Source organism: Burkholderia sp. 9777_1386, assembly GCF_015712265.1.
Classification (GTDB): Bacteria; Pseudomonadota; Gammaproteobacteria; order Burkholderiales; family Burkholderiaceae; genus Burkholderia; species Burkholderia cenocepacia.
The window spans coordinates 165359-185821 of record NZ_JACCQB010000001.1; the positions used below are offsets into that span (position 1 = coordinate 165359).

General features: G+C 67.4%; 20 protein-coding genes. 9 read left to right on the plus strand and 11 right to left on the minus strand.

Annotation, left to right across the window (positions count from 1 at the left end):
* The first annotated feature begins 187 nt into the window (after window positions 1-187).
* The 4 genes from H0X91_RS00680 to H0X91_RS00695 all read left to right on the plus strand — a co-directional run bounded on the left by H0X91_RS00680 (window position 188) and on the right by H0X91_RS00695 (window position 4328).
* Window positions 188-1537, plus strand: a complete 1350-nt coding sequence (locus H0X91_RS00680; RefSeq protein ID WP_196432706.1) for a reverse transcriptase family protein — start codon at window positions 188-190, stop codon at window positions 1535-1537.
* Window positions 1538-1862: 325 nt separating this feature from the next.
* Window positions 1863-2192: an H-NS histone family protein gene (locus H0X91_RS00685; RefSeq protein ID WP_011549287.1), complete on the plus strand. Its 330-nt coding sequence runs from the start codon at window positions 1863-1865 to the stop codon at window positions 2190-2192.
* A gap of 286 nt (window positions 2193-2478) precedes the next feature.
* The gene (locus H0X91_RS00690; protein ID WP_062911524.1) at window positions 2479-3726 is read left to right on the plus strand and encodes an MFS transporter; all 1248 of its coding nucleotides are present in this window, start codon (window positions 2479-2481) and stop codon (window positions 3724-3726) included.
* On the plus strand, window positions 3723-4328 hold the full coding sequence (locus tag H0X91_RS00695; protein ID WP_034203912.1) for a DNA-binding protein: 606 nt from the start codon (window positions 3723-3725) through the stop codon (window positions 4326-4328). Before H0X91_RS00690 ends, H0X91_RS00695 begins: the two co-directional genes overlap by 4 nt.
* A 72-nt stretch (window positions 4329-4400) precedes the next feature.
* Here the strand turns inward: H0X91_RS00695 and H0X91_RS00700 are convergent, their stop codons facing one another.
* From H0X91_RS00700 to H0X91_RS00710, 4 genes are all read right to left on the minus strand, one after another.
* Window positions 4401-5507 (minus strand): polyamine ABC transporter substrate-binding protein, encoded by a 1107-nt coding sequence (locus H0X91_RS00700; protein ID WP_124633449.1) that lies wholly within the window; start codon window positions 5505-5507, stop codon window positions 4401-4403.
* A gap of 239 nt (window positions 5508-5746) precedes the next feature.
* A complete protein-coding gene (locus H0X91_RS34900) occupies window positions 5747-5968 on the minus strand; it encodes a hypothetical protein (RefSeq protein ID WP_077057161.1) in 222 nt (73 codons plus the stop codon).
* Between the two features lie 368 nt (window positions 5969-6336).
* Complete coding sequence (locus H0X91_RS00705; RefSeq protein ID WP_080322372.1) at window positions 6337-7038, minus strand: pentapeptide repeat-containing protein; 702 nt, start codon at window positions 7036-7038, stop codon at window positions 6337-6339.
* A 120-nt stretch (window positions 7039-7158) separates the two neighbouring features.
* Entirely contained in the window at window positions 7159-8139 is a 981-nt protein-coding gene (locus H0X91_RS00710) for a bifunctional helix-turn-helix transcriptional regulator/GNAT family N-acetyltransferase (protein WP_062911523.1), read from the minus strand.
* Window positions 8140-8382: 243 nt separating this feature from the next.
* On the opposite strand from H0X91_RS00710, the gene H0X91_RS00715 reads away from it, so the two are divergent.
* Window positions 8383-8760: a hypothetical protein gene (locus H0X91_RS00715; protein WP_006484823.1), complete on the plus strand. Its 378-nt coding sequence runs from the start codon at window positions 8383-8385 to the stop codon at window positions 8758-8760.
* 81 nt (window positions 8761-8841) lie between these two features.
* Here H0X91_RS00715 and H0X91_RS00720 read toward each other — a convergent pair whose 3' ends face one another.
* Genes H0X91_RS00720 through H0X91_RS00735 form a run of 4 tightly spaced genes read right to left on the minus strand, consistent with a single transcriptional unit; the run spans window position 8842 to window position 12311 of the window.
* Window positions 8842-10026: an ABC transporter ATP-binding protein gene (locus H0X91_RS00720; RefSeq protein WP_058903826.1), complete on the minus strand. Its 1185-nt coding sequence runs from the start codon at window positions 10024-10026 to the stop codon at window positions 8842-8844.
* Window positions 10023-10676 carry an ABC transporter permease gene (locus tag H0X91_RS00725; RefSeq protein WP_059721462.1) on the minus strand — a complete coding sequence of 218 codons (654 nt, stop codon included), beginning with the start codon at window positions 10674-10676 and terminating at the stop codon, window positions 10023-10025. The genes H0X91_RS00720 and H0X91_RS00725 overlap by 4 nt, the downstream gene beginning before the upstream one ends.
* Window positions 10677-10686: 10 nt before the next feature.
* Window positions 10687-11598: a glycine betaine ABC transporter substrate-binding protein gene (locus H0X91_RS00730; RefSeq protein WP_006484838.1), complete on the minus strand. Its 912-nt coding sequence runs from the start codon at window positions 11596-11598 to the stop codon at window positions 10687-10689.
* A complete protein-coding gene (locus H0X91_RS00735; RefSeq protein WP_006484827.1) occupies window positions 11595-12311 on the minus strand; it encodes an ABC transporter permease in 717 nt (238 codons plus the stop codon). The genes H0X91_RS00730 and H0X91_RS00735 overlap by 4 nt, the downstream gene beginning before the upstream one ends.
* On the opposite strand from H0X91_RS00735, the gene H0X91_RS00740 reads away from it, so the two are divergent.
* Window positions 12310-12492, plus strand: coding sequence for a hypothetical protein (locus tag H0X91_RS00740; RefSeq protein ID WP_006484836.1), 183 nt, complete (start codon window positions 12310-12312; stop codon window positions 12490-12492). The two genes, H0X91_RS00735 and H0X91_RS00740, sit on opposite strands and share 2 nt — an antisense overlap.
* A 382-nt stretch (window positions 12493-12874) precedes the next feature.
* Here H0X91_RS00740 and H0X91_RS00745 read toward each other — a convergent pair whose 3' ends face one another.
* The gene (locus H0X91_RS00745; RefSeq protein ID WP_006497931.1) at window positions 12875-13804 is read right to left on the minus strand and encodes an agmatinase; all 930 of its coding nucleotides are present in this window, start codon (window positions 13802-13804) and stop codon (window positions 12875-12877) included.
* Window positions 13805-13852: 48 nt separating this feature from the next.
* Window positions 13853-15154, minus strand: a complete 1302-nt coding sequence (locus tag H0X91_RS00750; RefSeq protein ID WP_196432707.1) for an MFS transporter — start codon at window positions 15152-15154, stop codon at window positions 13853-13855.
* Between the two features lie 164 nt (window positions 15155-15318).
* On the opposite strand from H0X91_RS00750, the gene H0X91_RS00755 reads away from it, so the two are divergent.
* Window positions 15319-16269 carry a LysR family transcriptional regulator gene (locus H0X91_RS00755; protein WP_196432708.1) on the plus strand — a complete coding sequence of 317 codons (951 nt, stop codon included), beginning with the start codon at window positions 15319-15321 and terminating at the stop codon, window positions 16267-16269.
* On the opposite strand, the gene H0X91_RS00760 is transcribed toward H0X91_RS00755, so the two are convergent.
* On the minus strand, window positions 16253-17374 hold the full coding sequence (locus tag H0X91_RS00760; RefSeq protein WP_196432709.1) for an AraC family transcriptional regulator: 1122 nt from the start codon (window positions 17372-17374) through the stop codon (window positions 16253-16255). The genes H0X91_RS00755 and H0X91_RS00760 overlap by 17 nt on opposite strands.
* A 293-nt stretch (window positions 17375-17667) precedes the next feature.
* Here H0X91_RS00760 and H0X91_RS00765 point away from each other — a divergent pair, with 293 nt between their 5' ends.
* Together H0X91_RS00765 and H0X91_RS00770 are read left to right on the plus strand one after the other, a co-directional pair.
* On the plus strand, window positions 17668-19014 hold the full coding sequence (locus H0X91_RS00765; protein WP_059721459.1) for an APC family permease: 1347 nt from the start codon (window positions 17668-17670) through the stop codon (window positions 19012-19014).
* Window positions 19015-19064: 50 nt separating this feature from the next.
* Entirely contained in the window at window positions 19065-20462 is a 1398-nt protein-coding gene (locus H0X91_RS00770) for an aspartate aminotransferase family protein (RefSeq protein ID WP_006484830.1), read from the plus strand.
* Window position 20463: the final 1 nt, after the last annotated feature.

The following is a 20463-nucleotide window of genomic DNA, read 5'->3' on the forward strand; positions in this document are numbered from 1 at the left end:
AGTCGCGACGCGGGGCGGTGGGTCAAGCACACGCCCGGAACAGGCAGCCGATGTTCCAGGACTACGGGGCTACCCCGTGGATCAGATCGATACGCCGATGCGTCGCAAGTGCGCAAGTTGCGCGTTGCGCAACGACCGCTCTCGCAGCACCAGCCACGTTGGCTCATCGTCCCGCCTTCCTTTTCCCATGCACTCATCCCTGCGCGATACCACCCGCACGATTGCCGAGGCGATGCTCGCCGGTCCGCCCGAACGCGACGGCGTCGTCGCGCGGATGGCCGCCGTGCTCGGCGAGGCACAGCCGTGGACGCCCGAATGCGCGGGCACCGCGCTCGCCCGCTTCGGCGCGAACTGGGCCGATACCGACACCGACGCGCTCGCGGCGCTCCTGGCCGAGGCGCCCGCGTTCGTGCGCGCATGGTATGGCGAGCGTCGGCCGCTGGTGATCCGAATCGTGCGGCGGCCGCTGGTCCAGCGACCGTTGCCGGCGCCGCTCGCGGGCTGCGATGTGCCGCAATGGCCGACGCCCGGCGATCTCGCCGGCTGGCTCGGGGTGAGCGCGCCGGAACTCGACTGGCTGTCCGACCACTGGCGCGTCGACGCGCGCAGCGGCGCCACGCCGCTGCATCACTACACATACGTCGCGGTCGACAAGCGCAGCGGCGGGTGCCGCCTCGTCGAAATCCCGAAGGGGCGGCTGCGCGAAGCGCAGCGCCGCATCCTGCACGGGCTGCTTGATCGCATTGCGCCGCATGGCGCGGTCCACGGTTTTCGCAAGGGGCACGGGATCGTGTCGTTCGCGACGCCGCATGCGGATCGCGATGTCGTCGTGCGTTTCGATCTCGCGGACTTCTTCGTGTCGGTGCGCGCCGCGCGCGTCCATGCGCTGTTCGCGACGCTCGGCTATCCGGCCGAAGTCGCGCGGATCCTCACCGGGCTCTGCACCAATCGCGTGCCGTCGGCGCGGCTGCTCGCGCCGGACCTGCGCGACCGGTTCGACTGGATCGGCCGTCAGCGCTATCGCGAACGGCATCTGCCGCAGGGCGCGCCGACGTCGCCGGCGCTCGCGAACCTGTGCGCGTTCCGGCTCGACCTGCGGCTCGCCGCGCTCGCGCGTTCGGTCGATGCGACCTATACGCGCTATGCGGACGATTTCGCGTTTTCCGGCGGCGGCGCGCTCGCGCGCGACGTCGCGCGGCTGCAAGTCCGGGTCGCCGCGATCGCGCTCGAGGAAGGGTTCGCGCTGCAATTGCGCAAGACCCGCGTGATGCGGCGGGGCACGCGGCAGCAACTGGCCGGCGTGGTCGTCAACCGGCATCCGAACCTGTCGCGCGACGCATTCGATCGACTGAAAGCGATCCTGACCAACTGCATCCGGCGCGGCCCGGCGTCGCAGAATCGCGATGCGCATCCGGATTTCCGTGCGCATCTGGCCGGGCGCGTCGCGCATGCGACGGCGCTGAATGCGGCGCGCGGCGCGAAGCTGCGCGCGCTGTTCGACCGGATCGTGTGGGACGCCGGCGGCGCGGGCCGCTGACCCGTCGGCCCGCGTCGACGCCGGTCGGCAGACTTCTGCAACACGACGCCGCGCACTGCTATCATTCGCGCCATGCCGCGCCCGTGCCAGGGGCGGCGAATCACTTGCCGCCGCCGTTCGCTTCATGCATGCGTACGCGGCGTGCCGCCCGTTGCCGGCTTGGTTCAAGCTGCCAGTGACGCACGACGTCGTTTAGTGCGCATCGCGCAAATCATGCCGGCTCAGGTGGACGATTCACCTATTTGACAGCCCCGATCGGCGGAACTTCGTGGTAGGTTCGGCCATCGGAGCTTTTTGCAAAAACATGCCCAAAGAGGATGAATACATGACCCAGGCCCTGCAGGAACTCGAAGCACAACTTCGGGACCTGAACATCAAGCTGTCAGAGGCGAAGCAGAAGGAGAAGCAAGCCGCGCTCGCGGCCTTCAAGGAACAGGTCGAGCTTTTGGGAATTTCGCAGCAGGAAGTGCTGAGCGCGCTCGGCTACATCGTCCAGCGCAAGCGCAAGGCGCCTGCCAAGTACTACGATCCGTCGACCGGCCGCTCGTGGTCGGGGCGCGGCCCGCGGCCGAAATGGCTCGAAGGCAAGGATCTCGAAACGCTGGCGGTCGATCGCGAGGCCAAGACCTGGTGGCCCGGGGACGATCAGGGCTGAATCCCGGCGCGCCGCAAGGCGACCGGGCGCCGTCCGGTTCGCGCAGGCGGGCCGGCCGGCAATCCGCCGCCCGCCCGCCGTCTTTCATTCGGTGTCCGGCCTGATCGCGACATCGCCGGCCTCGCCGCCGACACCGGATCGACGTTTTCCCTTTTCTTTTCCTTTTCCCGCTCGTTGCCTCCGTTGCCCGCGCGCCGTCCGGCCAGCGCGGGCGCGACGCGCGTCCGCCGCCGTCGTTCGCCGGCACAGGCCTTAGAATGTCGCCGGACATTCGTGGCAGGACACCATGGCAGCAAACATGAAATCTTCGACGCTCGGCGGCCCGTCGGCCCCGCGCGTGGAGCAGGTCGGCGCGTACGCGTGGAAAGCGCTGGCCGGATCGGCGATCGGCTACGCGATGGACGGCTTCGACCTGCTGATCCTCGGCTTCATGCTGCCGGCGATCACGGCGGCGCTGCACCTGACGCCCGGACAGGGCGGCGCGCTGGTCACGTGGACATTGATCGGCGCGGTTGCGGGCGGCATCGTGTTCGGCGCGCTGAGCGATCGCTACGGGCGCGTGCGCGTGCTGACCTGGACGATCCTGCTGTTCGCGATCTTCACGGGCCTGTGCGCATTCGCGCGCGGCTTCGAGGATCTGCTCGTCTATCGCACCATCGCGGGCATCGGCCTCGGCGGCGAATTTGGGATCGGCATGGCCCTCGCGGCCGAAGCGTGGCCTGCAGCCAAGCGCGCCCGCGTGTCGTGCTACGTCGCGCTCGGCTGGCAGGCCGGCGTGCTGTTGGCCGCGCTGCTGACGCCGTTTCTGCTACTCCATATCGGCTGGCGCGGCATGTTCGTGGTCGGCGTGCTGCCCGCGCTGCTCGCGTGGGTGATGCGCAACAAGCTGCACGAGCCGGAAGCGTTCGTGCAGCGCGCGACGCAGCACACGTCCAACGCGTTCCGCATGCTCGTCGCCGACGGCCGCACCGCGCGCACGAGCCTCGGCATCGTGATCCTGTGTTCGGTCCAGAATTTCGGCTACTACGGGATCATGATCTGGCTGCCGACCTTCCTGTCGAAGCAGATGGGCTTCTCGTTGACGAAATCGGGGCTGTGGACGGCGGCGACCGTCGTCGGGATGATGATCGGTGTCTGGGTGTTCGGCCAACTGGCCGATCGCATCGGCCGCAAGCCGACGTTCCTGCTGTATCAGCTCGGCTCGGTCGTGACGGTCATCGCGTATGCGCGGCTGTCGGACCCGACGACGATGCTGTGGGCCGGCGCGCTGATGGGGATGTTCGTCAACGGGATGGTCGGCGGCTACGGGACGCTGATGTCGGAAGGCTATCCGACGGCCGCACGCGCGACCGCGCAGAACGTGCTGTGGAACATCGGCCGCGCGGTCGGCGGCTTCGGCCCGGTCGCGGTCGGCGCGCTCGCCGCGCACTACGGGTTCCAGACGGCCATCGCGCTGCTCGCCGGCCTGTACGTGCTCGACATGATCGCGACGCTGTTCCTGATCCCCGAGCTCAAGGGCGTCGAGCTCGAATGAGCGCGGCGCGCGTACGCGCCGCCACGATTTCACCGGAAACCACGATGCAACGGAAAACCAGGACGATTGGCGTGATGGGCTCGGGCAAGGAGCCGTGGGCCGCATTTTCGGAACCGCTCGGCGCGTGGCTCGCGCAGGCCGGGTTCAATCTGCTGACGGGCGGCGGGCAGGGCGTGATGCTGGCGGTCGCGCGCGCGTTCGCCGGCGTGCCCGGTCGAGCCGGACGATCGATCGGCATCGTGCCGACGCAGGCCGATCCGGTCGCGGGCTTCGTGCCGCTCGACGGCTATCCGCATCCGTTCGTCGACATTCCGGTCCTCACGCCGCTGCCGCGCCGCGAGCCGGGCGCGGCTCCGGACACGATTAACCGCAACTACGTGAACGTGCTGAGCAGCGACCTGATCGTGGCCCTGCCGGGCGGGCACGGGACGGCGGAAGAGATCGCGCTCGCGCAGCGCTGGCGCAAGCCGCTCGTCTGCTTCGGGCCGGACGGTGCGTTTCGGTCGCTTGCCGCGGACGCGGTGTGCACGTCGTCGCTCGACGACGTGATCCGGTTCGTTGGCGATGCGTTTGCGGCGGAGCGGGGGCAGGCGTTGCGGTAGGTCGCTCGACGTTCGATGGCGTGCCTGCGGCTCGCGCCGCCGCAGGCAGGGTTCAAGCGCGTCGCCCCGCGCTCACCGCCCCGTTTTCAACTGCGCCCACAACCGGTTCTGCAGCCGGCGAATCTCGGGCGGCATCGGCTTGAGCAACGTCATCCTGCTCAATACCTCGTCGGACGGATACACCGACGGATCGCGCGCGATCGCGGGCTTCACGTACTGACGCGCGGCCTTGTTCGCGGTCGGGTAGAACACCGCGTTGGTGATGCCCGCATTGACCTTCGGGTCCTGCAGGTAGTTGATCCACTTCAGCGCGGCATCGCGGTTCGGCGCGTCCTTCGGGATCACCATCATGTCGAACCACAGCAGGCCGCCTTCCTTCGGATTCGCGAAGCGGATCTCGTACGGGCGTTTCGCTTCGGCCGCGCGGCGGTGCGCGATGCCGACGTCGCCCGAGTAGCCGAACGACACGCACAGGTCGTTGTTCGCGAGATCGTTGATGTAGCCCGACGAGTTGAACTGCGTGATGTACGGGCGCACCTTCTTCAGCACGTCGTAGGCGGCGCGGTAGTCGGCCGGGTTCGTGCTGTTCGGGTCCTTGCCCATGTACTGCAGCGTCGCGGCGAACACGTCGACGGCCTGGTCGAGGAACGACACGCCGCACCCCTTCAGCTTCGCCATGTTGGCCGGATCGAACACCAGCGCCCAACTGTCGACCGGCGCCTTGTCGCCGAGCGCCTTCTTCACGGCCCGCACGTTGTAGCCGATGCCGTCGGTGCCGTAGGCCCACGGCACGCCGTACTGGTTGCCCGGGTCGGCGTCGGCGACCATCTTCATCAGCAGCGGGTCGAGATTCGACAGGTTCGGCAGCTTCGATTTGTCGAGCGGCTGGTAGACGCTCGCCTGAATCTGCTTGGCCATGTAGTTCGACGTCGGCACGACGATGTCGTAGCCGGAGTTGCCGGACAGCAGCTTCGCCTGCAGCGTGTCGTCGCTGTCGTAGTTGTCGTAGCGAACGTGAAGGCCGGTCTGTTTCTGGAAGTTCGGGATCGTGTCCGGCGCGATGTAGTCGGACCAGTTGTAGATGTTCAGTTCGCCGGCTGCGTGGGCGGCAGTGCCGGCGGCGGCGATCGACAGGATGGCGGCGGCTGAAAGGGTACGGTGGAGCGGGCGGATTCGCATGACGAAGTCTTTCCTGGCGGAGCGCGTCGAGCCCGGTGTGCGGGCCATCGCGCGACGGTTCATCGGATGGAACAGGCGTGCGTGATCCGTGCTGTCGACGAGCACGGGCAGTGCAATGCAATCAGGAGTGCGTTCGATGTCGCGCGGGGCTTGCGGCCAAACGCGGCGCGAGCCGATCCCGTCGCCGCTCAGGCGACACGATGCGCAGGTCGAACGGAACGAAGAAGGGGAAAGGCGCGCTAAGGCAGCAGCGACGCCACGTCGTCGGTATGGATCGCGACGGACGCACGGGCGGCGACGGCGTTGTGACGGCGAACGGAACGGCGGGACAGGATGGTGTAGATCGACAGAGACAGGCGAGGACTTCGCCAGCCGTCACGGTCGTCGAGGGACGGCGGCGCGGCGCGCAGGTTTCGCGCATCGCCTCGTCTCCATCGCACCAGCGGGCCACGGATTCTCACGATTACTCTCGACCGGGTTGTTGAAAGTATTGAACACCCGACGCTTCGCCAACGGCTACCGTTTCAGGCTGCGGTCATCGCGATTGCCGCGGGGCGGCATCGGCTGCATGGCGCGGACTGAAAGCTTGGCATTCAGCGAAATCGCCGAAATATGACGCTCCCGTGAATCATCGGATAAATCGCTGTAAGGATGTCTCCGGATTTTCCCTAGTGATGGGCAGGGTGGCGACGCGGTGCGGCAGCGTGCATGTCGCGCTTGCGAGCGTACTGGCGGCGGCCGGAATGCGGTCGAAGTGATGAGAATATTAGACGGCGGGATGACCCGCGCCGTCTCGCGACGACGAAGCCGGCGCGGTTGTGGCGGCGCGTTATGCGACCCGAATCCCGAAGTTCTCGATCAGCATGGCCGCCTGATCGTAGGAGACGGTCGCGCCGCGCAGCACGCCGGACGCGAGCAGCCTGGGCGTGCCGCCCAGATCCACGTCGCGCAGGTCGGCACCCTCGAAGCGGGCGTCGTTCAGATGTGCGTTGCGCAGGCTGCCGCCTTCGAACACGGCATCGCGGAAGTCCGCGCCGGCGAGATCGGCGTCCGAGAAATCGAGCGCCACGAGCCGGGTTTTACGGAACGAAAAGCGCCGCAGGCTCGCACCGACCAGCAGCGTGCTGGCGAATTCGAGCCCAAGCGATTTGCATTCCTCAAAATCGGCACCGGTCAGCCGGCATTCGTTGAAGCGGACCGATCCGAGCTTGCTGCGCCGCCAGCTCGTATTGTTGAGGTCGCACGACCGGAACGCGGCGTCCTCGAGATCCGACGACGCAAAGTCGGTTTGGCGGGCCCGGCAGCGAATCCACGTGGTGTGTGCGAGCGTGGCGCCGACGAACGACGCTTCCGCGAGCGCGCAGCGCTCGAATCGCGCGCCGCGCAGATCCAGGCGCGACAGATCGGCGCTTTCGAGGTCGCAATCCTCCAGCTGGAGGGGCGCAGGTGAGCCTTCGATGAGCTGCATCAATTCGGCGCGATCCAGCGTGCGGCCGGTCACGAGGACACCTGGAGTCATGAGCGGATCCATTGTCGGGCGAATGTTCGGGGCAGACATTATCCGGATTTCGCGCGCGTCGTGCATCGGGCGGCGTGCGATAGCTAACGCCGGGCTGCTGCCCCCCACGCACGGCGAAGCTGTCCGCCGATATCAATCGCCGGACGGCCCGGGCCGGCTGAAGCGCTGCTCGACGACCTCGGTTCCCCAGTGCGTGCCTGCCGACTCGTTCGTCAGCGCAAAGCCGAACGACTCGTACAGATGGCGCGCCGCATCGAGCCCCTTGAAGGTCCACAGGTAGGTTTCGCGAAACCGGTGTTCGTCGACGAAACGCATCGCCAGCGTCATCAACTGACGCCCGACGCCCGAGCCGCGCAACGCGTCGTTGACGATGAACCAGCGCAAGTGCGCGACGCCCGTCGCCGGGTCGCCGTCGATCGCGAGCGACGCGAGTGTCCGGCCGTCTTCCTGGCACAGCCACAGCGCCTTGCCGTCGGCCGGCAGCGTGCCCGCGAAGGCGGCCAGCTCGGTCGCCACCCGCTGTTCGAAGAAGGCGCCGAAACCCCAGTGTTCCGCATAGAAGCGCGCATGCAGGCTCGCGATGTCGCCGATGCAGCCCAGCTGATAGCCTTCGCGAATCGACGGCGCATCGGTGGGTGCGACGGGCGCGCGGGCCGCGTTGTCCTGGGCGAGCGCATCGGCATACAGCGCGAGCGAACGCAGCAGCGCTTGCTGGTCGGCCGGAATCATCCGGCGCAGCGCGTTCGACACCTGATCGGTCGCGAACGTATCGATTCTTTTTCGGAGCTTTTTGCCTTCGGCGGTCAGGTACAGCTCGATCGCCCGCGCGTCTTCGCTCGACACGCGCCGCTCCACGATACCGGCGGCTTCGAGCCGCGCGAGTTGCCGGCTCGTGTTCGATTTGTCGAGCCGCAGGATGGCGCCCAGATCCTTCGCGTTGATGCCGGGCGCCATCCCGATCTCAAGGATCGCGTGCACGGCCGACGGCGCCCAGTCGCTGTCGGCCAGCGTCGCGCGCATGAAGCCGAGCTCGCGTACCAGTTTGCGCGAGAAGTCGCGCAATTCGAGGATGGTCGCGTCGCGCGGCTTGGCCGGCGCGTCGATGAGGTCCATGGTCTGCCCCTGAAAGGTTGCGTATCGCAATCGATAATAGTTGCGGGTCGCAACTTGATCAAGGCGGATTTTCACGTAATCGATTGCTTCGGGGCGGCGCATCCGTGCGGCCGCCACCGCGACGGGTACTGAAGCGGATGGCCGGGCGCGGCGAAGTGGCTGCATACTGGGCGGCGTTGGCAGAGCTGCGAGCAGGGGCATCGGCCGACCCTCGATCGACGACCGCGGACCACGGAGATCACCATGAACAAGCTGTTGCCGATGACGATCGCGTTGCTGGCCGGGAGTGGCCTCGGCGCGGTGCCGCTCCATGCGGCCGGCGTGATGGATGCGGCGCCGTGCAGCGCCGCGCATGCGGCGGATCAGCGCGGCGGGAACGCCGCGATGCCGGGCACGTCGGTCCGCAGCTTCTCGACCGCCGGTTGTTCGGGTGCGGTTTTGCAGGGCGACCGGGCCACGGCGACCGTCAACGGCGACAGGGTGGAGTTGCGCGACGGCGTCGTCTATGTGAACGGCCGATCGTATGGTGCCGTCACGCCCGCGCAGACCGTCGAATACGAAGTCGCGCGCGATCGGCGCACATTGAAGGTCGACGGAAAAACGCGCGCGCCGCTGCGCTGATGCGTCTGGTTGTTTTCTGCAACGCGCGATGTCGATTCACTTCCCGAAGCCGGTGCAACGAAGCACCGGCCCGGGCGCGACTCAGGACGTGGCGACCGAGGCGACCGAGACGACCGTCTCGGCCGGGCTGCCAGGCGGCTGGCCGGTTTGCCGGCGCGAGCGGCCCGAGCTGAGGTACGCGGCGATCGAGTCCTGCGTGATCTCGCCGAGCCACGCACCGTCGGGGTCGAGCACCGGCATCCACGACGCGCTGTACTGGTACATCTTCGACAGCACGATGCGCAGGTTGTCATCCGCCGCGACGCCGGCCGGGAACGGCGTCACGCGTTCGCCGCACACGCCGCCGTCGGTGCGTGCCGCGCGGCGCGTCACGTAGCCGAGCGCCCGGCCCGCGTCGTCGAGCACGGTCAGGTAGCGGCAGTCGGTTTCGTCCATCACCGCCAGTGCGTGTGCGAGCGGCGTATCGACGCGCGCGGTTTCGGGTTGCGTGGCGGCGTCGCCGGCCTTCACGAGCAGCAGGCGCTTGAGTGTGCTGTCCTGGCCGACGAACTGCGCGACGAATTCGTCGCGCGGGCGGGCGAGCAGCGTGTCGGGGTGATCGTACTGAACGAGCTGGCCGCGCCGGAACACGGCGATGCGATCGCCGAGCTTGATCGCTTCGTCGATGTCGTGGCTCACCATGATCACGGTCTTGTTCAGTTGCCGCTGCATCTGGAAGAACTCGTTCTGGATCGATTCGCGATTGATCGGATCGACCGCGCCGAACGGCTCGTCCATCAGCAGCACGGGCGGATCGGCGGCCAGCGCGCGAATCACGCCGATGCGCTGCTGCTGCCCGCCCGACAGCTCGCGCGGATAGCGCTTCAGGTACAGCTTCGGATCGAGCGCGACCATCGACATCAGGTCGCGCGCGCGTTCGGCGCAGCGCTTCTTGTCCCAGCCGAGCAGGCGCGGCACGACGGTGATGTTTTCCTCGATCGTCATGTTCGGGAACAGGCCGATCTGCTGGATCACGTAGCCGATGTGGCGCCGCAGGTCGACTTCGTTCAGCTGTGCCGTGTCCTCGCCGTTGATGAGCACGCGGCCCGACGTGGCGGCGATGAGCCGGTTGATCATCTTCAGCGTGGTGGTCTTGCCGCAGCCCGACGGGCCGAGGAACACGCAGATTTCCCCTTCGGGCACCGACAGGCTCACGGAGTCGACCGCGCGCACGGCCTGGCCGTCCTTGCGCGTGAAGGTCTTGGTCAGTTGGTCGAGTTCGATCATGTCTTCTGCACTCCCTTCGGTGTCAATGCACGTTGCAGCATCTGCAGCAGCCGGTCGGCGACGATCGCGAGCAGGCTCACGAGCACCGCGCCCACCAGCAGCTTCATCATGCTGCTCTGCCCGATCGCACGCAGGATCAGCGTGCCGAGGCCGCCCGCGCCGATCACGGCGGCGATCGTCATCACGCCGATGTTCATCACGACCGCGGTGCGCACGCCCGCGAGAATCACCGGCACCGCGAGCGGCAAGTCGACGAGACGCAGGCGCTGCCACGAGGTCATCCCGATGCCGGTGCCGGCTTCCTTGATCCCTGCATCCACGTTGTGCAAGGCCAGGTACGTATTGCGCATGATCGGCAGCAGCGAGTAGAGGAATACGGCCGTGATCGCGGGCGCGGCGCCGATGCCCTGGCCGAAGCGCGAGAAGAACGGGATCATCAGGCCGAACAGCGCGATGGACGGCAGCGTGAGCACGAGCGTGGCGATGCCGAGCAGCGGCCCGGCGAGCCATTCGTGGCGATTGATCAGGATGCCGAGCGGTACGCCGGCGACGATCGCGCAACCTACGGCGATCGCGACGAGCCACACGTGCTGCAGCGTGAGCTGCAGCAACTCGGGCCAGCTCGAAGCGAGATAGTCGAATACGCTCATCGGTCCTCCTTCAGGGCAGCGGGTGGGTGCGCAGGAACGCATCGGCGACGTCGCGCGGCGACTTGCCGTCGAGATCGACGGCCTTGGCCATCGCCTGCATCGCGTCGTTGTCGAGCGCGGCCGACAGCGCGTTGAGCTGCGTCGCGAGCTTCGGATTGCTTTCAAGCGTGCCCTTGCGGACCACGGGCGTCGCGTTGTACGGCGGGAAGAAGTGCTTGTCGTCCTCGAGCGGCACGATGCCGAAGCCCTTCACGCGGCCGTCGGTCGTGTAGACGAGGCCGATCTTCAACTGATTGTTGTGCAGGGCCGTATAGACGAGCCCCGGATCCATCTGCTTCAGTTGCGCGCGGCTGAACTGCATGCCGTAGGCGGCGAGCAGCGGCTTCAGGCCGTCGGGGCGATTCGCGAATTCCGCATCCATGCCGAATACGTAATGCTTCGCGGCGGGATCGTTCTTCAGGTGCTCGGCGAGCTGCGACACCGTGCGGATGCCGGTGGCCTGCGCGAGTTCGCTCGGCAGGCCGATCGCGTAGGTGTCGTTGAGCGGCGACGCATCGAGCCACACGAGCCCGCGCGGCACGTCGAGCGCCTTGACGCGCCGGTACATCTCCTCGGGCGACAGCTTGTCCTGGATCTTGTTGTAGACGAGCGCCGCCGTGCCCGTGTAGTCCCACATCAGGTCGAACTGGCCGTTCTCCAGCGCGCTGCGCGCGAGCGTGCTGCCGAGCCCGGCGCGGACTTCGACGTCGTAGCCGCGCGAGCGCAGGTATTGCGACGTGAGTTCCGCCAGCACGTACTGCTCGGTGAAGTTCTTCGCGCCCAGCACGAGCTTCGCGGCGAACGCCGGCGTGCTCGCGGCGACGCACAGCGCGCCGACGGTGCACAGGCGTGCGAACGATCGAAGGATGCGATGAAGCGTCATGCGGCACCTCCGTGGCGTGCCAGCCAGTGACGGCTGCCGGCCGCGACGATGCCGTCCAGCACCAGTGCCAGGATCGCGGTGAGCGATGCGCCGAGCAGCAGCAGCGGCTGGTTGTCGAGGTAGATGCCGGGGAAGATCAGCGAGCCGAGACTGTCCGCGCCGATCAGGTACGCGAGCGGCGCCGTGCCGACGTTGATCGCGAGCGCGGTGCGCACGCCGCCGACGATGATCGGCAAGGCGTTGGGCAATTCCACGCGAACCAGCGATTGCCAGCCCGTCATGCCGATGCCCTTGGCGGCTTCGCGCAGCGCGGCCGGTACGTTCTTCATCCCTTCGTAGGCGTTACGCGTGACGGGCAGCAGCGAGGCGAGAAACAGCGCGACGATCGCCGGCACGTTGCCGATGCCGAAGATGCCGAGCGCGATGGCGAGCACCGCGAGCGACGGGATCGTATTGCCGATGTTGAAGACCTGCATGAAGCGCTCGGCCTGGCGCTGGAATCGCGGCCGGCTCAGCAGTACGCCGGCCGGCACGCCCACGGCGATGGCCAGTGTCATCGAATAGACGACCAGCAGCATGTGCTGGCCCGCGTAGTAGGCGAGATCGTCCGAGCGCTGCTTGAACGTCTCGGCGCCGATGCCGCGCGCCAATGCCCATCCCACGGCGATGATGGCCACCAGGCTGCCCACCAGCTGGACAGTGCGTCGAGTCATGAAGATACGCCTCCTCGATTCGGTGCGGCGCGCGCAGGCGCACGCCGCGATGACGCCGCATGGCGTCGCGATGGAAGTTCGTGATCCCGGCATGGCCGCGATTGAACTGACGGAAACAGTGCTGCCGGCTGCACCGAGGTGCGGCTGGCGGTCGGTTGAACGCGACGACGCGTTCGTCTGATTGTCAGGTTCAGCCCGGCGGCGCCGTAACGGCGAGGCGCGTTCGAGCAGGGCACCGTCCTGTGAAGACGGCATGGATGCGGGCGGCTTGGCGCCGACCGCTGGGGCCGGAGGCCCCTTTGACGTGGCGAAACGGATGCATGCGCAACGAAGTGCGAAATGACATCACGTTGCGCACGAGATCATGCGTTTTGTGATGAAGTTGAGGCGAGTATAGAACAATCGATCGAACGCGTCTACCGTGGGGAGCGATCGCGGCGATGCGTGGCCGGTCGTGCGAGGGCCACGAGCAGGGTGCGTGAAAATTGATTCGAAGCCCGAATCAGTGGACGAGACCGGCGTGGCGACGGGCGATGCGCGAGCGGTCTCGCCGCATGAAATCGTTACCGCGCGATGCGGCGCGCGGTGGTGCCGATCACGTTGGTCAGCAGCCGCACGATCGTCAGCGCGGTCATCTCGCGCACATCGAGCGCCGGGTGATATTCGACGACGTCGATTCCCGCGAGGCGCGTGTTCGCGCACAGGTGCCGCAGTACGCCGCGCGTCTGGTGGAACGTCAGGCCGCCCGGCATCGGCGCGACCACGCCCGGCGCGATGCTCGGGTCGAGGCCGTCGATGTCGACGGTCACGAACCACGGCGCGTCGTCCACGAGGTGCCGCGTGACGGCTTCGATGCCTTCATCGTGCACGACGTCGGCCGGCACGAGCACGTTGCCCGAGCGCAGCGCGTCCTCCACGTCGCTCGGGCGCGCGCTGCCGCTGCCGCGCAGGCCGACCTGGACGATCCGCCTGACGAACGGCATCTCGCGGATGCGCCGGATCGGGCTCGAATAGCCGTGCCGTTCGCCGTTCACCTCGTCGCGGAAGTCGAGATGCGCGTCGAACTGCAGCACGTTCAGCGGTCCGTACGCCTCGAACGCGCGCACGCACAGCGCCGGAATCGAATCGTCGCCGCCGAGCACCACCGGAATCGCGCCGCGCTCGAGCAGCGACGCGACGGCGGACGTCACGGCCGCCGCGTTGCGCGCGACGTCCAGCGTGCCGGGCAGGTTGCCGCAATCGACGCAGGTCGCGCCCGTGTCGCCGAACAGCGTGCCTTGCAGGTCGAAGTCATAGTGTCCGATCTGGCGCCCGTAGCGGAAGCTGCGCTCGCGCACCTTGTCGGGCGCGTTGGACGCGTCGCAGTGCAGCAGCGCCGGGCCGTACGGCACGCCGTACGGCGCGCCGAGGACGGCGAACGTGGCGGAGACTCGCTCCGTATCCGGCTCGCAACCCTGAGCAAGAAACGGCACCTTCGGTGAATCGCAAAGCATGTTTTCCTCGTTGAATAAGCGGGCCGAACGTGTGTGAACGTGTGACCGTCAGTCGGCGACCACGTGTTCGAGCACGTCGGAGCGGATCGGCCCGAGCATGAAGATGTAGATCAGGCATCCGATGATCGCCATGATCGACGCCGAGATCAGGCCGGGTGTGAACGAGCCGGTCGCGTCCTTCAGCAGGCCGATCACGGCCGGGCTCGCGATGCCCGCGAGATTGGAGATGCAGTTCTGGAACCCGGCGACCGTGCCGGCCACCGAGCGTTCGCCGCGTGCGGACACGTCGGCCGGCAGCGCGAGAATGCTCGACGTGGCGACCGACACGCCGAAGAACGCGATCGACAGGAGCAGCAGCGCGAGCCAAGCCTGCGACGCGAGCCCCGCCAGACCGATCGTCGCGCTCAGCGCCATCCCGACGACGATGCAGAACTTGCGCGCAAAGTTCAGGCCGTAGTGGCTTGCCGCGATGCGGTCGGAGATCCAGCCGCCGACCCACGAGCCGATCAGCCCCGCGAGGCCCGGCAGGATGCCGTAGAAACCGAGCTGCAGCAGGCTGAAACCGCGTTCCTTCACCAGGTAGGTCGGGTACCACGTGATGAAGAAGTAGACGACGTAGCCCTGGCAGGCGAAGCCGAACGACATTGCCCACACCACACGCGACGTGAACAGCCGGCCCCACTTGATGCGGACCGGTGCGTGCTTTTCGGTGGGTGCGTCCTGGTCGACGTGCTTGGCTTCTGCCGCGTTGACGAAGCGGTTCTGCGACGGAAACTCGCTCGCGACCAGCAGCCAGACGACGACCCACACGAGGCCGATCGCGCCGGTGAAGATGAACGACGCGCGCCAGCCGTACGCGGTGATGATCGCGGTGCAGATCGGCAGCGCGATCAGTGTGCCGCCGCGCGCGCCGCAATCGTAGATGCCGGACGCGAGGCCGCGTTCGGTCGGCGGGAACCAGCGCTCGACGAATTTCGTCGCGGACGGGAACGCGCCGGCTTCGCCGACGCCGAGCAGGAAACGCAGGCCGAGCAGCGACGCGCCGCCGCGCGCGAGGCTCGTCGCCATCGTGAATGCCGACCACCACACGACCGCGCCCGCGAACACGAGTTTCGCGCCGAACCGGTCGACGAGCATGCCGGCCGGGATCTGGCAGGCCGCATAAGTCCAGAAGAACGCGCCGAGGATCAGGCCCGATTCGGCGGACGACAGGTGCAGCTCCGTATTCATGTACGGCAGCGCGACCGCCAGGTTGGCGCGGTCCATGTAGTTGGTGACGATCGCGAGAAACGCGAGGAACACCATGAACCAGCGGAATTTGGTGGGCTTGTGCGCCCGTGAGCTCGACATTGTCTGCATCGTTGTGTCCCCTGACCTGCCCGTTGCGGCCGCTTTTGTGTTCAAAGCCGTGATTTCATCGAATTCCGGCCTGTTCCGCCAATACATTGTCGGACCGCGATCTATAACCGTGGGTTATGCTCTCGCGATCGCGCGGCGTCGAAAGGAGGCGGAACATGGCAAGGCGAACGCTGAACTATCACCAGGTCGAACTGCTGTACGAGGTGGTCCGGTGCCGGACGCTGACGGCGGCGGCGCGCAATCTGCACATCTCTCAGCCGGCGGTCACGAAGCAGTTGAAGGTGCTGGAAGAAAGCCTCGGCGTCGAGCTGTTCAAGCGCGAGAAAGGCCGGTTGCTGCCGACGGCCGAAGCGATCCTGCTGTTCGAGCAGACCGAGCGGACCAACGCGAGCCTGCATGCGCTCAACGAACTCGCGGACGGCTTGCGCGCGGGCACGCTCGGCCGCCTCGGCATCTGCGCGTATCCGGCGGTCACCGAACGGCTGCTGCCGGAAGCGATCACCGTGTTCCAGGCGAAGTACCCGAAGGTGTTCGTCGAAGTCGCGATCGAGAACGCGGAGCGGATGCTCGATCTCGTCGAGAGCCAGCAAGTGGATCTCGGCATCTGCGCGCCGTTTCGCGCGATGCGCAACGTCACCGAACAGCATCTGCTCGATTCGACGATCGTCTGCGCGATGCGCGCCGACGATCCGCTGGTCGTGCAGCAGACGGTGACGCTCGCCGATCTCGAAGCCGGCGGGCTGACGAGCGTCGATGCGCTGGAAGGCATCCCCGAACTGGAGGCGCTGCTGTCGGCGTCCGAGAACCGGCACACGATTCACGCGCGCGTGTCGAGTTCGGCGCTCGCGTGCCGGATGGTGCAACTGGCCGGGCGGCGCGCGATCGTCGACAGCCTGACCGCCGCGTCGATCGATGCGGCCGGCCTCGCGTTCGTGCCGATCGACACGATTCCGCCGCGCCGTATCGCGATGCTGCGCCCGTCGCTGCGGCCGGGTAGTGCGTTCACCGAAGCGTTCTGCCGGATCCTCGAAAGCCAGGCGAAGCGACTTCAGGTCGACATGACGCGCCGGTGCGCGAGCCGGCGGCGCGTCAGGGCGAAGGGGTAACGCATCCGCGTGACGCGTCGGTGTCCGACGCCGAGCGCGGCGTCTTGCCGGTCCAGCGCCGGTACGCGTGACGGAAGCTGCGCGGTTCGCTGTAACCGAGCCGCTCGGCGATCGCGGCGACGCTCAACGCATGATCGTCGAGCAACCGCACGGCTTCGTCGCGACGCACGTCGTCGAGCAACGACTGGAACGTGATGCCGTCCTTGTCGAGCCGCCGGCGCAGCGTGCGTTCGGTCAGGTGCAGCGCGCCGGCGAGCGCCGTCATCGACTTGAACCGCACGAGGTCGCGCGCCATCAATTCCTTCGCGCGATCGGCGAAGCGCGTGCCGACCGACGCGGCCCACTGCCGTTCGAGCACCTCGCACTGGCCGTGCAGCGCATTGAAGCTGACTTCGTTCGCGAGGCGCGGCGCTTCCGTGCCGTTCACCGACGTGAACACGAGCCGGTTGTCGGCCGCATTGAAGACGACCGGGCAGCCGAAGTGGCGCGCGTAGTCGGCCGCGTTGCGCGGCGTGCGGCGCGCGAGCTGCACCTGCTCGGGCCACACCGGCTTGCCGACGAGGTCGGACACGATCAGGCGCAGGCTCGACAGGCACATGTCGGCCTGGAACACCTCGAGATCGGGCTCGCCGTTGTAGCGGCCGATGGTCACGCTCATGCCGCCGGCATGCGCGTCGATACGCACGTCGAAATACAGCCCCATGAACAGCGGAAACTGGCCCATGCAGCGGAACGCCTGCATCACCGAGCCGCTGATCAGCATCGCGTAGCCGGCGAGACCCAGCGTCGACACATGCAGCCGCGCGCCGATCGACAGCCCGATCGACGGCACGCCGCTGCAGCGCAGCAGGTTGCGAAAGCAACGTTGCTCCTGGCCGCGATTCACGTGCAGGTTCGGCGATGCGACTTCGTCCGCGCCGAGCCCCGTGCCTTCGAGCAGTGCGGCGCCGTCGATGCGCCGCACGCGGCACTCGTCCAGCGCGACCGCGATCGCGTGAACCGTGGCGGGAATATCCTCCTGGCGTCCGGCCGGACGCGCGAGGCCGAGCGCCGAACGCAGGCTGCGTTCGGCCCGGCTCTGGTTTCGTTGGGAACGGCTGTCCATGGTGCCGATGCGGTGACGGGGTCGCACAGAACATAGCCGGAATGTCCGCAAAACGCCAGTGCCGCACAGCAGCATGCAGGGCGGCAGGGCACCATGCCCGACGATGTGTCCGGAAATATCCCTCGATTACGTCCGCTTTTCTCATTCGTCGTCGATTTTTTGGCGCACCACACTTTCTTCCAGTCGTGCCCCGCCGGCAGCGCCGGACGCACGCGTGTTGAAGTCATGGACGCCACCCACGTGAGGACAGCATGGACAACGACAGGCCAGGTCGAACCGCATCAGCCGCCGCGATGCACGAGTTCGAGGCGTACGCGCCGCGCGGCGACACCGACGCACGCAAGCCGCACCTGCTCGGACTCTCGACGCTGGTGATCTTCGGCCTCGCGTACATGCTGCCGATGACGGTGTTCACGACCTACGGCCTCGTCACGAGCGAGACGAACGGGCATCTGACGGCCGCGTACGCGGTCACGCTGATCGCGATGCTGTTTACCGCGCGCAGCTACGGCCACATGGCGCGGCTGATGCCGAGCGCCGGCTCGGCCTACACGTTCGCGAGCCGCAACTTCGGCACGTCGGCCGGTTTCATGGTCGGCTGGGCGTTGCTGATGGATTACCTGTTCATTCCGATGATCAGCTATCTCGCGATCGGCATCTACATGAAACAGATTTTTCCGACGGTGCCGGCCAGCGTGTGGATCATCGGCAGCATCGCGCTGATCACCGGGCTGAACATCGTCGGCATCCGGCTCGTCAATCGCGTGAACCTGATCCTGATCGCGAGCCAGCTCGTGTTCATCGCGGTCTTCGTGATCGCGTCGGCGCACGTCGCGGCGGGCGAAGGGCTGTCGATTGCCATCGCGTTGCCGTCGTCCGGCGATGCACGCGCGATCTTCGCCGGCGCCGCGATTTTGTGCCTGTCGTTCCTCGGCTTCGATGCGGTCACCACGCTGTCGGAGGAAACGCGCGAGCCGCGGCGCACGGTGCCGCGCGCGATCCTGCTCTGCACGCTCGCGAGCGGCCTGCTGTTCATGCTGATCGCGTATGTCGGTCAAGTGGTGTTTCCCGACTGGCATGCGTTCAAGGATCTCGATTCGGCGAGCCTCGAACTGATGCGGCGGGTCGGCGGCCGCACGCTGTCGGCGTTCTTCGTCGCGGTGTACGTGGCCGGCTGCTTCGCGAGCGCGATGGCGGGCCAGGCGAGCGTGACGCGCGTGCTGTTCGCGATGGGCCGCGACCGCGTGCTGCCCGAATGCGTGTTCGGCCATCTGCATGCGCGGTTGCATACGCCGGTGCGGGCGACGCTCGCGGTCGGCGTCGTGTCGCTGTCCGCGCTGTTCATCACGCTCGATCTCGCGTCGACGATGATCAGTTTCGGCGCGCTCGTCGCGTTCGCGATCGTGAACCTGTGCGTGATGCGCAGCTATCTGAGCCGGCCCGAGCATCGCCACGCAGCGGGCTGGATTGCATACGGCCTGATGCCGGCGATCGGCTTCGCGATGAACGTGTGGCTCTGGTCGGGGCTGTCGCGCCAGACGTTCTACGTCGGCATCGGCTGGCTCGTGGTCGGGCTCTGCCAGCTCGTCTGGCTGACGCGCGGTTTCACGCGGCCGGCGCCGACGCTGTCGATGAATTGAATGACCGGCTGCGCGATGCCGGTTTTGAAACCCTGAAGGAGGAGTGATCCATGCACGCTGTTGACGTCAATCTCGATGCGGACCTGCAGGCGCTGGGCAAGCGCCATCTGCTGATGCACTTCACGCATGCCGATGCATACCGCGAGAACGCGCTGACCGTGTTCGACCGCGGCGAAGGCTGCTGGCTCGTCGACCGCAGCGGCAAGCGCTATTTCGACGGGCTGGCCGGGCTGTACTGCGTGCAGGTCGGCTACAGCCACGGCGCGGAGATCGGCGATGCGATTCGCGAGCAGATGGTGCGGCTGCCATTCGCGACCAACTGGGGCTACGGGCACGAACCGGCGATCCGGCTCGCGCACCGGCTCGCGGCGCTCGCGCCCGAGGGCCTGAACCGCGTGTTCTTCACGTCGAGCGGCTCGGAGTCGAACGAATCGGCGATCAAGCTGGTGCGCCAGTATCACCAGTCGCGCGGCGAGCCGCAGCGGCGCAAGTTCATCGCGCGGCGCGTCGCGTATCACGGCACGTCGTTCGGCGCGCTCGCGCTGAACGGGATGACGAACTTCCGCAAGCATTTCGAGCCGCTGATGTCGGGCGTGCGGCACGTGGGCAACACGAAACGCTACGGCCGCCCGGCGGGCGAGACGGAGGCGCAGTTCACGCGCCATCTGCTCGACGAAATCGAATCGCTGATCGTGCAGGAGGGGCCGGACACGGTCGCCGCGATCGTCGTCGAGCCGCTGCAGAACGCGGGCGGCAGCCTGACGCCGCCGGCCGGCTACGCGGCCGGGCTGCGCGACATCTGCGACCGGCACGGCGTGCTGCTCGTGGCCGACGAGGTGATCTGCGGGTTCGGCCGGCTCGGCGAGTATTTCGGGTCGGCGCGCTACGGGCTGAAGCCGGACATCATCACGTTCGCGAAGGGCATCGCGTCGGGCTACGTGCCGCTCGGCGGCGTGATCGCGAGCGACGCGGTCGTCGACACGGTGCTCGACGGGCCGCAGCAGATGTTCCTGCACGGCGCGACCTACGGCGGCCATCCGGTCGCGTGCACGGCCGCGCTCGCGAACCTCGCGATCATGGAGCGCGAAGGGGTGCTCGCGAACGTTCGCGACAACGAAGCGGTGTTTCGCCGGACGCTCGACGGGCTGCTCGAACTGCCGTGCGTCGGCGACGTGCGCGGCGACGGCTATCACTATTCGCTCGAACTCGTGACCGACAAGGTCGCGCGCCGCTGGGCGGCCGGCATCAGCGCGCAGGCGTTCGTGTCGACGCTGCTCGCGCCGGCGATCTTCGACGCGGGGCTGCTGTGCCGCGCGGGCGTGGATCACGAAGGCACGCCGATCGTGCAGTTTTCGCCGCCGCTGGTGATGTCGCGCGACGAGATCGCATGGTTCGTCGCGCAGATCCGCGACATCCTCGTCGAGACCTACGCGCGGGCGACGCGCTGAG

Bases quoted from the DNA above. Each gene is read 5' to 3' on its own strand.
- H0X91_RS00690 (WP_062911524.1), top strand. From the start codon at position 2,479: ATGGCAGCAAACATGAAATCTTCGACGCTCGGCGGCCCGTCGGCCCCG.
- H0X91_RS00680 (WP_196432706.1), top strand. From the start codon at position 188: ATGCACTCATCCCTGCGCGATACCACCCGCACGATTGCCGAGGCGATG.
- H0X91_RS00750 (WP_196432707.1), bottom strand. From the start codon at position 15,154: ATGTCGAGCTCACGGGCGCACAAGCCCACCAAATTCCGCTGGTTCATG.
- H0X91_RS00715 (WP_006484823.1), top strand. From the start codon at position 8,383: ATGAACAAGCTGTTGCCGATGACGATCGCGTTGCTGGCCGGGAGTGGC.
- H0X91_RS00745 (WP_006497931.1), bottom strand. From the start codon at position 13,804: ATGCTTTGCGATTCACCGAAGGTGCCGTTTCTTGCTCAGGGTTGCGAG.
- H0X91_RS00725 (WP_059721462.1), bottom strand. From the start codon at position 10,676: ATGAGCGTATTCGACTATCTCGCTTCGAGCTGGCCCGAGTTGCTGCAG.
- H0X91_RS00710 (WP_062911523.1), bottom strand. From the start codon at position 8,139: ATGGACCTCATCGACGCGCCGGCCAAGCCGCGCGACGCGACCATCCTC.
- H0X91_RS00735 (WP_006484827.1), bottom strand. From the start codon at position 12,311: ATGACTCGACGCACTGTCCAGCTGGTGGGCAGCCTGGTGGCCATCATC.
- H0X91_RS00700 (WP_124633449.1), bottom strand. From the start codon at position 5,507: ATGCGAATCCGCCCGCTCCACCGTACCCTTTCAGCCGCCGCCATCCTG.
- H0X91_RS00770 (WP_006484830.1), top strand. From the start codon at position 19,065: ATGCACGCTGTTGACGTCAATCTCGATGCGGACCTGCAGGCGCTGGGC.
- H0X91_RS00760 (WP_196432709.1), bottom strand. From the start codon at position 17,374: ATGGACAGCCGTTCCCAACGAAACCAGAGCCGGGCCGAACGCAGCCTG.
- H0X91_RS00755 (WP_196432708.1), top strand. From the start codon at position 15,319: ATGGCAAGGCGAACGCTGAACTATCACCAGGTCGAACTGCTGTACGAG.
- H0X91_RS00720 (WP_058903826.1), bottom strand. From the start codon at position 10,026: ATGATCGAACTCGACCAACTGACCAAGACCTTCACGCGCAAGGACGGC.
- H0X91_RS00730 (WP_006484838.1), bottom strand. From the start codon at position 11,598: ATGACGCTTCATCGCATCCTTCGATCGTTCGCACGCCTGTGCACCGTC.
- H0X91_RS00695 (WP_034203912.1), top strand. From the start codon at position 3,723: ATGAGCGCGGCGCGCGTACGCGCCGCCACGATTTCACCGGAAACCACG.
- H0X91_RS00740 (WP_006484836.1), top strand. From the start codon at position 12,310: ATGAAGATACGCCTCCTCGATTCGGTGCGGCGCGCGCAGGCGCACGCC.
- H0X91_RS00685 (WP_011549287.1), top strand. From the start codon at position 1,863: ATGACCCAGGCCCTGCAGGAACTCGAAGCACAACTTCGGGACCTGAAC.
- H0X91_RS00765 (WP_059721459.1), top strand. From the start codon at position 17,668: ATGCACGAGTTCGAGGCGTACGCGCCGCGCGGCGACACCGACGCACGC.
- H0X91_RS00705 (WP_080322372.1), bottom strand. From the start codon at position 7,038: ATGGATCCGCTCATGACTCCAGGTGTCCTCGTGACCGGCCGCACGCTG.